Here is a 1235-nt window from a genome sequence, read left to right as displayed (position 1 = left end):
GGACCTGACCCCCTTTTGGTGGACACCTGATATCCAGCCTAGTCGGGCTGGGAAGAAAGGTAATCTACCACCATGCCTAGGTACTCCGAACAGTTCAAACGTGATGCTGTGGCCCTCTATGAAAACAATGAGGACCTCTCGCTGAACGCAGCATCAGCAGAGCTCGGTATCAACCGTGCCTCGCTGCATGCTTGGGTCAAGAAGTACGGCACCGGCAAACGTGCCCGCATTAAAGCCGTGCATGATAAAGCCCAAGCGGCGACTGATTCTGAGCGAATCCGCCAGCTGGAAAAAGAAAACACGAAGCTGCGCGAAGAACGAGATATTCTGCGCAAGGCTGCTAAATATTTTGCCGAAGAGACACGCTGGTGATCCGCTTCCAGTTTGTCTATGACTACCGAACCGAGTACTCGGTCAAGCGGATGTGCCACGTGTTAAAGCTCAATCGTTCCTCGTTCTATAAATGGGTCCAAACCCGTGAAAAGCGCAGGTTAAAGATGTGTTCCGATGCCCTTATTGGTGCGAGAATTACAACCATCTTCGATGATGAGCACGGGCTTTATGGTGCTAAACGCATCGCTGCAAGCCTCAACAGTGATACGGATTTCGGCCCGATAAATCACAAGAAGGTCGCACGCATCATGAAATCCATGGGACTTAAAGGCTTTACCAAGCGCCGCCGATGTGTCACTACCAGGCGCAAGCCTGGCCACCGTGTCATGCCGGACTTAGTAGGCCGTAAATTCACAGCCAACGAGCCGAACCGCGTCTATGTAGGCGACATCACCTACCTGCCGTGTAAGGGTGGCAAGAACATGTATTTGGCCACAGTCATTGACACGTATTCACGGAAACTTGCAGGTTATGCGCTCGCAGACCACATGCGAGTGTCACTGGTCGTCGATGCACTAGCCCACGCGCACGGTGTGCGTAGCAGTCTTGACGGGGCTGTATTCCATTCCGATCACGGCAGTGTGTACACCTCACAAGCCTTTAGGAGCTATTGCTCGTCGTTGGGTGTGCGCCAATCCATGGGCGCGGTAGGAACGAGCGCGGATAACGCCCTTGCAGAATCTTTTAACGCCACCTTAAAACGGGAAGTTTTGCGTGATAGGAAAGTCTTTGACAATCCCATTATCTGCCGGCAGGAAGTCTTCCGGTGGTGCATGCGCTACAACACGCGCCGGCGACACTCGTGGTGCAACCTTCTAGCTCCCGATGACTTCGAAGCACTC

1 protein-coding gene is annotated in these 1235 nt (G+C 53.1%); it reads left to right on the top strand.

Features of this window, described 5'->3' with window-relative positions; all coding sequences use genetic code 11:
- Positions 1-72: 72 nt before the first annotated feature.
- Positions 73-1235 (top strand): IS3 family transposase gene (locus ABRP98_RS11715; protein WP_349859363.1). Its coding sequence is split into 2 segments (ribosomal slippage), with 1164 coding nucleotides annotated over them: positions 73-352 and positions 352-1235; the frame shifts between segments, so codons are not numbered across the junction. This gene is flagged as partial in the annotation.

Source organism: Corynebacterium sp. KPL2838, from assembly GCF_040225455.1.
GTDB classification, from domain to species: domain Bacteria; phylum Actinomycetota; class Actinomycetes; order Mycobacteriales; family Mycobacteriaceae; genus Corynebacterium; species Corynebacterium rhinophilum.
The sequence above is the reverse complement of the archived record's forward strand: the minus strand, read 5'-3'. Positions and strand labels throughout refer to the sequence as shown.